Source organism: Pseudomonas sp. RIT357 (genome assembly GCF_000632245.1).
GTDB classification, from domain to species: Bacteria; Pseudomonadota; Gammaproteobacteria; order Pseudomonadales; family Pseudomonadaceae; genus Aquipseudomonas; species Aquipseudomonas sivasensis.
This window is the reverse complement of the sequence record NZ_JFYX01000045.1, coordinates 261338-274693: the sequence shown is the minus strand read 5'-3', so window position 1 is coordinate 274693 and position 13356 is coordinate 261338. Positions and strand designations below refer to the sequence as shown.

The following is a 13356-nucleotide window of genomic DNA, read 5'->3' as shown; positions in this document are numbered from 1 at the left end:
GACGATGTGCTCCATGGCCTGCGACCCCCTGAATCCGGATCCTAACTTTTTGGTTAGCCCATTACCTTTTCGTGCGTTCTTGTGGCCTCTTCGTCCCGTTCCTATCCTGTGGTCTCCGTTTATCCAGGAGTAGGTTTCCCATGAGTTTTGATCTTCAACTGAAAGGCCTTCGCGCCTTGGTCACCGGCGGCACCAAAGGTATCGGCGCCGCAGTGGTTGCCGTGTTGCAGGAACAAGGCGCCCAGGTGATTTCGGTCGCGCGTTCGGCGGTGGAATCGACACCCGAAGGCGTGCATTTCATCGCCGCCGACCTCGGCACTGCCGCCGGTTGCGCGTGCGCCACCGACGCGGTGAAAAGCCAGTTCGGTAGCGTCGACATCATCGTTAATGTACTCGGCGGCTCCAGCGCGCCAGGCGGCGGTTTCGCGGTGCTCGATGATGAGCAGTGGGCGAGTGCGTTGGGCCAGAACCTGATGGCGGCGGTGCGAGTGGATCGGGCGCTGTTGCCAGGAATGATCGAGCGTGGGGCCGGCGTGATTATTCATGTCACGTCGATCCAGCGTAAGTTGCCTTTGCCGGAGTCCACCACGGCGTATGCCGCTGCGAAGGCGGCTTTGGCGACCTACAGCAAGAGTCTGTCAAAGGAAGTCACGCCCAAGGGCATTCGGGTGGTGCGTGTTTCGCCGGGTTGGGTGGAGACGGATGCGGCGGTGGCGCTGGCAGAGCGTCTGGCGCAAGAGGCGGGCACAGATTACGAAGGTGGCAAGCAGATCATCATGCAAGCACTGGGTGGTATTCCGCTCGGGCGTCCTGCCAAGCCTGAAGAAGTCGCTGACTTGATTGCCTTCCTGGTATCGCCGCGTGCAGCGTCTATCAGCGGTACTGAGTATGTGATCGACGGCGGCACCGTTCCCACGGTTTAGGCCTCGGGTTTGGCCGCTTGCCACTTGAGCAGGCCATCCAGCACCGGGCACAGGCTCTGACCCCATTCGGTCATTCTGTATTCCACTTTGGGCGGCACCACCGGGTAGACCGTGCGCTGCACCAGGCCATCCGCTTCGAGTTGGCGCAATTGCTGAGCGAGCATCTTCTGCGAGATATCCGGGATCAGTCGCTCAAGGTCTGAATAGCGCTGCACCTGACCGCCGAACAGGTGGAACAGGATGATCAGCTTCCAGCGCCCGCCGAGCCAGTGGAGGGTGCTTTCGACATCGGCCGCGGCGGTGGCGGGGGTGTAGGTTTTGCTCATCGCGTACGTCCTGGAACAGTTCGGAAAATTGCTATTTGTTCTGATACCCGCGCCATCATGGCCTTAGAAGGGCGCCACGACCAAGCCGATGTTCAAGCTGGCGGTTATTTGAATGAGCACAGATCCAAATGTGGAAGGGGCAAGCCCCCTCCCACATTTTTACCGTGTTCGCCTCAGAGCTCAGCGGCGCCTGCTGACTTCAGCGGGCACGTCATCACCGGCCATGCGCTTACGAAACAGGGCCGTACGGGCCAGCAGCACACCAGGCCCCCAACGTCGAGGCGAGGGCAGGCGGCTGCATGTGCTGGAAGACGTCCTTCATGCGCAACAACCCGGTCGCACCGATCAGCGCAAACACGCTGCCGTGGAGTGGCTAGCAGGTGTTCACTATGTCCCGAGTGGTGTACCGGACGATGGTTAATTACAGTTGCCGGGTTTGACTCGCGGCAATGTGCCTGAGTCACCTTTCTTGACAAACATCAATTTATGATCCTGACTCAAATCAGAGAACGTTAGCGTAGTGTGCGGCGAAACAGTTTTATCTCTTAAAGAATTTTGATCTCCTCACCGGTACGAAGGATATTGGAATGAATAAGATATTAACTGTATTGGCGCTACTGGTGTGGATGCCGATCTCCCAAGCTCAAAGTGTGTGGATGCAACTGCAAAGTCAGCACGATTCGCTAGATGTTGCTGAAGTTTCCCTCGGTAATTACAAGGTGCCTCCGGCGATTTTGGCGGAACATGCCGATGTTGAGCGGGGATGGAAAGTTATTACTGTGGACGCCAACGGCAATACGCTTTATAGCAGCACCATTAATGACAGTCGTTATCGTCGCGGCGAAGTTTTTAATGAGATAACAGGTGCAATATCAAGTGTCAGTGCGGAATCTGCTGTAGAAGGCACTGAAGAAGTATTACTTCCTTACGACAGCCAAGTGTCCAGGATCAAGATCTTTCGTATTGACCTCAAGGCGGTTGACTCACTCAATGGCGCGGCGATGCGCAAGCCGTTACTGGAACTCGATCGCCAGGCCATCGAACGCTTGGCGAAGCGAGCACCTTTGCGCGGTGTCCTCGGCGATATCGACAGCGACAAGGTGGTCATGCTTAATCCGGACGGTAGCAACCAGAGAAAGCCGCTGGTGTTTGCCATTGTCGGCGATGGTTATGCCCAAGACGATATGCAGGCCTTTCGTGACGATACCCAGGCCGCCATCGATATTATTATGGGCGATACTGTGTTCGATGCGATTAAAGATAAAGTGGGTTTTTTACGCTTTGACCATGTTTCGCCGGTGTCGGGTGAGCCGGATACTAAGAATATTGAAACGATCATGCGGCACAGTAATCAACTGGGGCATGGCATCTATGACGTTTCGATTAAACTTTCAAAGTTTACATACCATCAGGTCGGCGTCGGCGGTCTCGCCAGTACCAATAAGATTTATATCTTTAAACCGTCTGCCAATACGCCGCTGGCCATCACCTCGATTCCCCATGAAATCGGTCATGCGTTATTCAGGTTGGCGGATGAATATGCGTCCTATGACTCCGGCGAGACGTGCTTCGATGTCGAGCCTGCGGCGCCGAATATCACCCGTCAGACTGACAGGGAAAAAATCAAGTGGGGCGATCTGATCAGTCCGCAAACGCCTTTGCCAACCGAAGAAAATGCGGTTGAAGCTGGCACGTTAGGCCTTTACACCATCCACAAAGACTGTACGTACGGCCCCGCACCCCAAGGGATCATGGGCGGTGGACGTTATGGTGTGAAGGGGCACGAGGCTGGTTGGGGGGCGGTCAACGAGCGGCAGATTCGCGGATTGCTGCATGCGTACCTGGGTAACGACGTGCCGCTTGTTTTTGCCCCGTCAGTTGTCATGAAGATAAAAACCGGGGAGAAACGTGAGCCCATAGCGTCTTCTTACCGCAACAGTCGTGCTCCCCTGATGGTGGAGGCGGGATCGACGAGTGTGCCCAATGCAGGCGGAGCGCCGTTTACGTATCGTTGGAAGATCCCTGTTGAACTCAATCCGCAGGTCAACGGGCGTTACGCGATGATTGAGGCCCCATCGGCGCCGCAATTCATGGAGTACCCGGTCGAGGTGCAGATTACTGACGGCAAGATGGCGAACACCCGGAGTGAGACGCTGAAAGTCCTTCCCTCCGTGCGGATCAAAGGGGAAATCATTGGCGCCTCTTCCGCTAACGGAGGGACCTGGGTGGAGTTGACGGCCGACATCTCCCACGAAGGCGCAGAGGACCCCGAATTTCAATATCGCTGGGCCGTGCCGGACGGATGGACCCAGCCCATCGGCGTGACGCAGAAGAGTTTGCGCATCGTTGCCCCCACGCCCTCTGTCAGTACGCCCTTTACGTTCAGTGTCAGTGTCACGCCGCTGATGAAGTTACCGGGCACCGAGAACGATCCTTATCCTGAAAAAATCAGCCTTCCGGCCGATACCGTGACACTGGAGACCTCCGTTGTCGTCAGGCGCAGGCAACCCGTAGACACTGACCCCTATGCCAAAATCCAGGGCCCTTCGTCGATAAAAAGCGCTCAAACCTTTCAGTTGGATGGGTCCAGTTCAGAGATCCCCCATTCGTCGGCCAAGATGACATATCGGTGGAATGCCGCTGATTTTGAGCCATCCAGTTCATCCGCAGTGGCACCTGATTTCAAAGCGCCTGAGAAAGCGGGCAGTTTCCCGGTATCGATGACGGTGACCAACAGCGAGAACCGCAGTAATACCGTCACGCGCAGCATTCAGGTCGAGTCCGATGAGCCCACGCCCGAACCCGACAGGGTAGAGGGGCCGCAGACGCTGATGTCCGGTGAGGTGGCTGTCTTTACCGCCGTCGTCAGTGATCTGCGGGATGTTCGCGGCTATAGCTGGGCGTTTTCGCCGGCGTTTGCTTACCAGAATGTGAGCGCCCCGAATATCGTGGCGAAGGCGCCCGAGGTCACGCAAAGTACGACCGGCAGGGTTACGGTGCTGGTTTACCGCACCGGTTCCCCCAATCCGACTTCGCTGTCCAAGGACGTCGTGATAGAGCCCAAGCCAGTGGACAGCCCTGCACCGCAGGCGATAATCAGCGGTCCGATTTCCGTGGAGGCAGGCAAGACGCTGACTCTGTCGGGCGCGGGGTCGAGCGGCGGCAACCTGCGTTATGCATGGACGGCAAATGAGTTTTCGCCGGCGTCTTCCTCCGGGATCGGTCCGATCCTTACCGCGCCTGCCACGGCTGGCCCACGCACCATCAACCTTATGGTGACCGATGCCGACAATCGCAGCGCCAGTGCAAGTCATACGGTTAACGTCACAGCCCAACAAGCCGGTAACTGCGCGCCGGTCTGGGTGGCGACCAAGGCCTACGCGACGCCCAACGAGAAGGTGTCCTATGACGGTTACAACTACGAGGTCGCCCACTGGACGCAGAATAATCGGCCTGACCTGAACTTTGTATTGAGCGGTTCAGCCAAGCCGTGGCGGCGCTTGAGTCCTTGCACGCCCTGAGGCGGGCGGACCTTCAATCACTGTTGGAGCGAAGTTTGCTCGCGAAAACCTGAGTGCGCCACGATTCAGCATGAAGTGCTGCGTTATCGTTGACGAGCTTCGCGAGCTAGCGCTGATAAAGTGCCGGAGCTACGGTGTTTTATCAGCGCGGCGGCTGCTGACTTCGGCCGGCACGTCATCACCGGCCATGCGCTTGCGAAACAGTGCCGTACGGGCCAGCAGCAACGTGGTCACCGGCACGGTGATCGACAGCAAAATCGGAATCAACCACCCGTGCAGCACCGGCCCGGACTTGAGTACCGAAAAATACACGATCGACGCCAACGCTACACACCAGGCTCCCAACGTCGAGGCCAGGGCAGGCGGGTGCATGCGCTGGAAGAAGTCCTTCATGCGCAGCAAACCGATCGCGCCGATCAGCGCAAACACACTGCTCAACACCAGCAGCACCGCGACCACGATTTCCATCCAGAACGGCATCATTCAATCACCTCCCCGCGCAGCAGGAATTTCGCCAGGGCAAACGAGCCCACAAAGCCAAACAACGCAATCAACAGCGCCGCTTCAAAGTAGGTGTCACTGGCATAACGAATACCGAGCACCAGCATCATCAGCATCGCCAGGATGTACAGATAGTCCAGCGCCAGTACCCGGTCTTGAGCTGAAGGGCCTTTGAACAGGCGGATCAGCGTCAGCACCATGGCCAGGGAGAACAGGAACAGGCTGAACAGGATTGCATTGGAGAGCAGGGCGCTCATTCGAAGATCTCCATCAATGGCCGCTCGTACGCGCTTTTGAAATGTTCGATGAAGGCCACTTCATCCTCCAGATCGAAGACGTGCAGCAGCAGGATGCTGCGATCCAGCGCCAGTTCCGACCAGATGGTGCCGGGCACTACGGTGGTGATCATCGACAGGGCGGCAAGGCCGTTGGCGTCACGCAAGTCCAGGGGGATCTTGATGAAGCGCGAACGCGGTGGGCGCGAGCCGCATGTCAGCACAGCCCAGGCCACTTGCAGGTTGGAGACGATCACATCGCGGCCCACCAGGAAGAACAGGCGGATGATTACGCCAGGTCGGCGGATACGGATCGGCAGCGGGCGCAACGGCGCCATCAGCAGTGGGGCGAGCACCCCCAGCGCAGCACCCAGCAGCAGATGGCCAGGGCTGACGGAGAGGTTCAGCACCAGCCACAGCACCCACAATGCCAGGGACAACCACGGGGCAGGGAGCAGACGCTTCATGGTTGCACCTCCAGAGCGGCCGTCTTGGCTTCAGGGCTGAGCACTGGTCGCGTGGCCATGACCGCCATCACGTAGCTTTCCGGGTTGTTCAGGCTTTGGGCGGTGGCCTGGGTGTAGCGCATCAGCGGCTCGGCCTTGAAGGTCAGCAGGATGCTCAGGCCCAGCAGGAAGAAAATCGGCACGCATTCGTAGCGGCGCAGCAAGGGCGATGGACGCTCCTCCGGGGTCCAGAAACGCTGGACACCCAGACGGGCGAAGGCGATCAGCGAGGCCAGTCCGGACAGGATCAGCAATGCCATCAGGCCCCAGGCCGCAGGGCGAATCGGGCCTTCCTGGCCGCTGCCCAGGCCCAGTGGATTGACCAGCGCACTCAGCAAGCTGAGCTTGCCGATAAACCCGGACAGCGGCGGCATGCCGATGATCAGCAGTGCGCAGGCGACAAAACTCAAGCCCAGGAACGCCATGGTCCAGGGGATCACCTGGCCGACTACGGCTTTCTGCTCGTCATCCAGGTTGACCCCTGGGCGCGGGTGCAACGACTCCATGGCCTTGGGCAATGCATCGATTTCTTCATCCAACGGCAGGTCATTGGCCGAGCGCGAACGCTCGATCAATTCGGCCAGCAGGAACAGCGCACTCAACGCCAGGGTCGAGCTGACCAGATAGAACAGCGCCCCAGCGGTCAGGCTCGGCTGGGCGAAACCCACCGACGACAGCAGGATGCCGGCCGACACCAGGATGCTCAGGCTCGCCATGCGTTCCAGACGTTGCGCCGCCACCATTGCTAGCCCAGCGAAGACGATGGTTGCCATGCCGCCGTACACCAGCCAGTCGCCACCAAACAACGCCGAAGCGCCGGCCTGGCCGGAGAACAGCAGCGTCCACAGGCGCAGCACGGTGTACACGCCGACTTTGGTCATGATCGCGAACATCGCCGCCACCGGCGCGCTGGCCGAGGAGTAAGCGGGCGCGAGCCAGAAGTTCAGCGGCCACATGCCGGCCTTGGCCAAAAACGCGGTGGCGAGGATCGCCGCACCGGCATGCAACAGGCCACGATCGGCCTCCGGTACCAGCGGGATTTTCAGTGCCAGATCAGCAAAATTCAGCGTACCGGTAACGCCGTAGATCATCGCCGCGCCAATCAGGAACAGCGACGACGCCAGCAGGTTGATCGCAATGTAATGCAGGCCCGACGACACCCGCGCGCGGCCCGAGCCGTGCAGCATCAAGCCGTAGGACGCGGCCAGCAGCACCTCGAAGAACACGAACAGGTTGAACAGGTCCGCCGTGAGGAACGCGCCGTAAAGGCCCATCATCTGGATCTGGAACAGCGCATGGAAGCTGGTACCGGCACGGTCCCAGCGGGCCATGGCGAACAACAGCGCGCTCACGCCGATAATCCCAGTGAGCACCAGCATCAATGCCGAGAGTTGATCCACCACCAGCACGATGCCGAATGGCACCTGCCAGTTGCCCGGCAGGTAGACGCCAATCGAGCCGGGCCCACCTTTTTGCGTCCAGTACAACAGCAGGATTGCGATGCCGAGGCCGATGACGCTGGAGAACAGATTGATCTTGGCTTTGAGCGGGCGGCGTTTTTCGCCGAGCATCAGCATCAGCGCTGCGGTGAGCAACGGCAGCAGGATGGGGGCGACGATCAGTTGGTTGACCCAGTTCATTCCTTGGGCTCCCGGCCGTCCACATGGTCCGTGCCGGTCAGGCCCCGTGACGCCAGCAGCACCACCAGGAACAGTGCGGTCATGGCGAAGCTGATCACGATGGCCGTCAGCACCAGTGCCTGGGGCAGGGGATCGGTGTAGTTGAGCAAGTCTTGCGGCACGCCGTCCTTGATGATCGGCTCTTTACCGATAAACAGGCTGCCCATGCTGAAAATGAACAGGTTGACCCCGTACGACAACAAGCACAGGCCCATTACCACCTGAAACGTCCGTGGCCGCAGGATCAACCAGACGCCGGAGGCCGCCAGGACCCCAATGGCAATTGCGATGACTTCTTCCATCAGGCGGCTCCTTCTGTTGCGGCGACTACTTTGGCCTGGTTACTCGGTTTATGCGCGCGCACCGACTGGTGACCGAGGGCAGTGAGCATCAGCAAGGTCGAGCCGACGACCATGGCGTAAACGCCGACGTCGAAGAACAGCGCGCTGGCGACATGAATATCGCCCAGCAGCGGCAGGCTGAAATGCCAGGTGTGGGTGGTGAGGAACGGGTAGCCGACAAACAACGCGCCGATCCCGGTCAGCGTTGCCGAGAACAGGCCGAAGCCCATCCAGCGCATTGGCCGCAGGCTCATTTGTGCCTCGACCCACTGCGTACCGGCCACCATGTATTGCAGGATAAACGCCACCGACATCACCAAGCCGGCGACAAAACCGCCGCCCGGTTGATTGTGGCCGCGCATAAACAGGTAGAACGACACTACGAGGGCAATCGGCAGCAGCAGGCGTACCAGCACTGCCGGCACCATCATAAAACCCAGGGCGGTATCGCTGGCCTGGCGCGGGTTGACCAGGTCGGTCGCCACGTCCGGCGCCAGTTGGCGCTGTTGTGCAGGCAGCTGCATGCTTTCCTTGGACGGGCGGAAGCGCCGCAGCAGGGCGTACACCGTCAGCGCCACGGCGCCTAGCACGGTGATTTCGCCGAGGGTGTCGAAGCCACGGAAGTCCACCAACATCACGTTTACCACGTTGCTGCCGCCGCCTTCGGGAAGGGCGCGGCTCAGGTAGAACGAGGAAATATCGTTGGGCGTCTGGCGCGTCAGCATCGCGTAGGACAGCAGCGCCATGCCGCCACCGACCACGGTAGACAGCAGGAAGTCACGCAGGCGGCGAATGCGCGCCTTGCGTAGCGAGCTGGGCAGTGGCGAGACTTCTTCGATCCGCCGTGGCAGCCAGCGCAGGCCGAGCAGGATCAGCACGGTGGTGACCACTTCGACCACCAGTTGAGTCAATGCCAGGTCGGGCGCGGAGAACCATACGAAGGTGATGCACGTCATCAGGCCGCACACGCTGACCATGGTCAGTGCCGCCAGCCGGTGGTATTTGGCTTGCCAGGCGGCGCCCAGGGCGCAGGCAATTGCCAGCAGCCACAGGGTCACGAACACGATGGAGCCGGGGATCTTCGGCCGGTCGCCCCAACTGAGGCCGCTGTTGAACATTGGGATCATGGCGCCGATCACCGCAACGATCACCAGCAGGAACAACTGGGTCTGCAGCCGCTTGGTGCTGATGCGTTTTTCGATTTTGCGCACGCCGCGCATCATCACCACCAGGCTGCGCTCAAAGCCGCGCTTGCCGTTGAAGTAGCTGATGACCGGCGGGTACTTGAAACGGCCGAGCTTGAGCTGCTTGCGCAGCATCAGGTAGAGCACCACGCCACCGGTCATGGCCACCAGGCTCATGATCATCGGCGCGTTCCAGCCATGCCAAATGGCCAGGCTGTACTCCGGCAGTACACCGCCGACCACCGGCAGTGCCGCAGCGGCAAGGATCGAGCCGACCACCTGGGCCGGGAAAATGCCCACCAGCAGGCAGGTGAATACCAGCAACTCGACGGGGGCACGCATCCAGCGTGGTGGCTCGTGGGGTGTGTGGGGCAGGTCTTTGGCAGGCGGACCGAAGAACACATCGACCGTAAAACGCAGCGCATAGGCCACGCTGAAGGTGCCAGCGATGGTTGCGATCATCGGCAGGGCGATTTCCACCCACTGAGTGGCCGAGATAAACACGGTTTCGGCGAAGAACATCTCTTTGGACAGGAATCCATTGAGCAATGGCACGCCGGCCATGGATGCGCTCGCCACCATCGCCAGGGTCGCGGTGAACGGGATCAGGCGCACCAGGCCGCTGAGCTTGCGGATGTCGCGGGTGCCGCTTTCGTGGTCGATGATGCCCGCCGCCATGAACAGCGAGGCTTTGAAGGTGGCGTGGTTGAGGATGTGGAACACCGCCGCGACGGCCGCCAGCGGGCTGTTGAGGCCCAGCAATAAGGTGATCAGCCCGAGGTGGCTGATGGTGGAGTAGGCCAGCAGGCCCTTGAGATCATTCTGGAACATGGCGCAGTAAGCGCCGAGGAGGAGGGTGAGGGCGCCGGCACCGCCGACGATCCAGAACCATTCTTCGCTGCCCGACAGCGAGGGCCACAGACGGGCCAGCAGGAACACGCCGGCCTTCACCATCGTCGCCGAGTGCAGATAGGCAGACACCGGGGTCGGTGCCGCCATGGCATGGGGCAGCCAGAAGTGGAACGGGAACTGCGCGCTTTTGCTCAAGGCGCCGATCAGCACCAGGGCCAGCATGACCGGGTACAGCGCGTGCGCGCGAATCTGATCGCCCGCCGCCAGCACCAGGTCCAGGTCATAGCTGCCGACGATATGCCCCAGCAACATCACGCCTGCCAACAGGCACAAACCGCCTGCACCGGTGACCATCAACGCCATGTAGGCGCCGCGTCGCGCATCGGCGCGATGGTGCCAATAACCGATCAACAGGAACGAGAACAGGCTGGTCAGTTCCCAGAAAAATACGATTTGAATCAAGTTGCCGGAGATCACCAGCCCGAGCATCGCGCCCATAAAAGCCAGGAAAAATGCGAAGAAACGTGGCACCGGATCGTCCGGCGACATGTAGTAGCGCGCATAAAGCGCCACCAGCGCGCCGATGCCGAGCACCAGCATCGAGAACAGCCAGGCAAACCCATCCATGCGCAACACGAAGTTCAGCCCAAGGCTGGGTAACCACATGAATTCTTCGCGGATCACGCCACCGTGGGCGATCTGGGGGTAGAGCAGGGCGACTTGAATGGTGCCGACCAGAGCCACAAGGCCGGCCAACAGGGATTCGGTGTTACGTGCATTGTGCGGCAGCAAGGCCGCTAGACAGCTGCCAATGAATGGCAGAAGCAGTAGAACTATCAGGGACATAGGCTTCTAATCTGCGGGAGTTTGGGATGCATCATACGTGCCGCTTTGATGATCACCAAACGGCAAGATGTGGCAGGATCCTACAAGGTAGGCTGAAACTTCCCATTTGGCATTGTTTCATTAGGCTGGAATTACCCCTGTGGCGAGGGCGTATGCTCTTGCCGGGCTGCGAGGCAACTCCAAAACACGAACCTCAACTCTGACGCTCTTGCTCCAGCTCTTCAGCCAACGCGAGCGCTTTCTGCCCCTTCGTCTTTAATTCGCTGACAATCACGGCCACCACGATCAACACCGCCCCCAGCATCGCAATCGGCGGGAACCGCTCGCCGGCAATCCGCCCCACCACACCTGCCCACACCGGCTCGCCGGCGTAGATCAACGTGGCTCGCGTCGGTGAAACGCTCTGTTGCGCCCAGTTCATCGCGACCTGGATTACCGCGCTGGTCAAGCCCAAGCCCACGGCGCTGAACAGCAGCAACCACGAAAACCCCGGCAGCGCCTCGCCCATCGGCACCACCATCAAAAACGATAGGAGTGAGGCTGTGGCCAATTGCACCACCGTCACCCGGCGCACATCCACCTGACCGGCAAATGCGCTGATCAAGATGATTTCCGCCGCAATCGCAATGGCACCGATCAAGGTCGCGATTTCACCTGGGCTGAAATTCAGCGAAGCCCCCGCAGGCCCGGTCAGCAGCATCAACCCGGCAAACGCGAGCATGATGCCGATGCTCGGCATTAACCCAGGGCGACGGCCGAGTACCAGCCATTGCAACAACGGCACGAACGGCACGTAGAGCGCGGTGATAAACGCCGACTGGCTGCTCAGGATCGTCTGCAGGCCGATGGTCTGCAAGCCGTAGCCAAACATGATCGCCACACCGATAAACACCCCCGCCTTCAATTCAAACAAGGTCAGGTCGCGCAGCGTGCGCAACGAGAAGAAACCCACCACGATGGCCGCAGCCGCAAAGCGCAGACCCACGAAAAACATCGGACCGCTCACCGTCATAGCGTGCTGCACCAATAAAAAGGTGCCGCCCCAGATCATGGTGATAAACACCAGAATGCATTCGGCTTTGCTGAAGCGGTTGAAACGCGAAGGGGTTTTGGTGGTGGTCATGGCGGCTCGGTCTTGCACAGGGAAAGGTACGGACCGCACAATGCGCCGCACGCTGGGCAGTATACTGCGCACACCCACCTATTGAGCAATATAGTGCACAAAGAAAATCCACAACGGGCCTCGGTCCTGCAGCACGTCAGCCAAAACGTTCGTCGCCTGCGCCACGCCGCCGACCTGAGCCAGACCGCGCTCTCGGAAAAATCCGGGGTCAGCCGGCGCATGCTGGTGGCCATCGAAGCAGGCGAGAAAAACGTCAGCCTGTCCACCTTGGACCGCGTGGCCGAAGCATTGGACGTAGCCTTCAGCGACCTGATCCAGGCTCCGGACGTACGCGATCACAGCCGCATCAACGAATTGGCCTGGGCCGGTGAAATTGCCGGGAGCAAGGCGGTGCTACTGGCCAAGGCCACCGCTCGGCGCGAAGTCGAATTATGGGAGTGGCGCCTCGAACCCGGTGATCGCTATTGCCCGGACCCCGACCTGGAAGGCTGGAGCGAGCAGCTGTTTGTGTTTGAGGGTATCTTGACGCTGGTCGTGGGCGAACAGGAAAACACCATCGGCGCCGGCGAATTCTTCATGTTCGCCAGTCACCAGCCCCACGCCTATCGCAACGATGGCGAGGTCGCCGTGCGCTTTGTGCGCAACGTGGTGATTTAGCGGCCTTGTCTACAAAGATGCTGCTGAGCACCTGTCAAGTTTCACAGCTTGTTTGTCTCATGTGCCGGGCATAGGTTTATGGCATCACTGCCCGGAAGTGGTTGGTTGGCGGCGATTTAATCAATCACTGGAGGATGCACCATGAAAGACGAACAACCCCCCGTGCTGGTGAACCCCGCACCATCCCTGGAGCCATCACAGGGCGGTGTCGTCCAATATGCTGATGTGGAGGCTGAAGAGCTCAAATTGGTTATCCAACCGTTCGTTGGCATGAGCATAGGTCAAACAATCATTGGGAAGATTGAGGGGAATGGCTCCAGTCACTTCAGGGTTGAAGTTAAATCGGTAGAAACCTTGGAAATTCCCGTGTGGACTGCAAAACCGGTTTTTTTCACGCCCCTCGTTTATGTGAGTTTTAACGTGGAAGGGCTTTCGCCGCCTTATAAATCGGACCTTGATAAGTACATTGTCGAAGGGGCTCCTCGCACCCCTGCATAGAGCGTGTTCCATACGTTACTGTTTGCAGGTGAACAGTGACTAGAGAGTTTGCTGTATGACAGCGCTCCCGTTCTTTGCGAGCTTTTAATTTAACTCATTGTTTTTAAAGTTATTTTTCATGTGG

The 13356-nt window shown here is 59.5% G+C and carries 12 protein-coding genes and 1 pseudogene; 4 read left to right on the top strand and 9 right to left on the bottom strand.

What is annotated here, in order from left to right:
* The first annotated feature begins 140 nt into the window (after positions 1–140).
* A complete protein-coding gene (locus BW43_RS06410; RefSeq protein WP_032889786.1) occupies positions 141–923 on the top strand; it encodes an SDR family oxidoreductase in 783 nt (260 codons plus the stop codon).
* Here BW43_RS06410 and BW43_RS06415 read toward each other — a convergent pair.
* Together BW43_RS06415 and BW43_RS28550 are read right to left on the bottom strand one after the other, a co-directional pair.
* Positions 920–1249 carry a helix-turn-helix domain-containing protein gene (locus BW43_RS06415; RefSeq protein WP_032889784.1) on the bottom strand — a complete coding sequence of 110 codons (330 nt, stop codon included), beginning with the start codon at positions 1247–1249 and terminating at the stop codon, positions 920–922. The genes BW43_RS06410 and BW43_RS06415 overlap by 4 nt on opposite strands.
* 180 nt (positions 1250–1429) lie before the next feature.
* A pseudogene (locus tag BW43_RS28550) lies at positions 1430–1607 on the bottom strand (monovalent cation/H(+) antiporter subunit G).
* 229 nt (positions 1608–1836) lie between these two features.
* On the opposite strand from BW43_RS28550, the gene BW43_RS06420 reads away from it, so the two are divergent.
* Positions 1837–4770, top strand: coding sequence for a M64 family metallopeptidase (locus tag BW43_RS06420; RefSeq protein WP_032889782.1), 2934 nt, complete (start codon positions 1837–1839; stop codon positions 4768–4770).
* 129 nt (positions 4771–4899) lie between these two features.
* Here the strand turns inward: BW43_RS06420 and BW43_RS06425 are convergent, their stop codons facing one another.
* The 7 genes from BW43_RS06425 to BW43_RS06455 form a co-directional block, all read right to left on the bottom strand.
* Positions 4900–5253, bottom strand: coding sequence for a Na+/H+ antiporter subunit G (locus BW43_RS06425; RefSeq protein ID WP_032889780.1), 354 nt, complete (start codon positions 5251–5253; stop codon positions 4900–4902).
* Positions 5250–5528, bottom strand: a complete 279-nt coding sequence (locus BW43_RS06430) for a K+/H+ antiporter subunit F (RefSeq protein WP_005789171.1) — start codon at positions 5526–5528, stop codon at positions 5250–5252. Before BW43_RS06430 ends, BW43_RS06425 begins: the two co-directional genes overlap by 4 nt.
* Positions 5525–6013: a Na+/H+ antiporter subunit E gene (locus tag BW43_RS06435; protein WP_032889779.1), complete on the bottom strand. Its 489-nt coding sequence runs from the start codon at positions 6011–6013 to the stop codon at positions 5525–5527. The genes BW43_RS06430 and BW43_RS06435 overlap by 4 nt, the downstream gene beginning before the upstream one ends.
* The gene (locus BW43_RS06440) at positions 6010–7692 is read right to left on the bottom strand and encodes a monovalent cation/H+ antiporter subunit D (protein ID WP_032889777.1); all 1683 of its coding nucleotides are present in this window, start codon (positions 7690–7692) and stop codon (positions 6010–6012) included. Before BW43_RS06440 ends, BW43_RS06435 begins: the two co-directional genes overlap by 4 nt.
* Positions 7689–8033 (bottom strand): Na+/H+ antiporter subunit C, encoded by a 345-nt coding sequence (locus tag BW43_RS06445; protein ID WP_003192163.1) that lies wholly within the window; start codon positions 8031–8033, stop codon positions 7689–7691. Before BW43_RS06445 ends, BW43_RS06440 begins: the two co-directional genes overlap by 4 nt.
* Complete coding sequence (locus BW43_RS06450) at positions 8033–10954, bottom strand: monovalent cation/H+ antiporter subunit A (RefSeq protein WP_032889775.1); 2922 nt, start codon at positions 10952–10954, stop codon at positions 8033–8035. The genes BW43_RS06445 and BW43_RS06450 overlap by 1 nt, the downstream gene beginning before the upstream one ends.
* Before the next feature lie 193 nt (positions 10955–11147).
* The gene (locus BW43_RS06455) at positions 11148–12077 is read right to left on the bottom strand and encodes a DMT family transporter (protein WP_032889773.1); all 930 of its coding nucleotides are present in this window, start codon (positions 12075–12077) and stop codon (positions 11148–11150) included.
* Positions 12078–12170: 93 nt separating this feature from the next.
* Here BW43_RS06455 and BW43_RS06460 point away from each other — a divergent pair, with 93 nt between their 5' ends.
* Both BW43_RS06460 and BW43_RS06465 read left to right on the top strand, forming a co-directional pair.
* On the top strand, positions 12171–12734 hold the full coding sequence (locus BW43_RS06460; RefSeq protein ID WP_032889772.1) for a helix-turn-helix domain-containing protein: 564 nt from the start codon (positions 12171–12173) through the stop codon (positions 12732–12734).
* A 141-nt stretch (positions 12735–12875) separates the two neighbouring features.
* On the top strand, positions 12876–13232 hold the full coding sequence (locus BW43_RS06465; protein ID WP_032889770.1) for a hypothetical protein: 357 nt from the start codon (positions 12876–12878) through the stop codon (positions 13230–13232).
* The last annotated feature ends 124 nt before the right edge of the window (positions 13233–13356 follow it).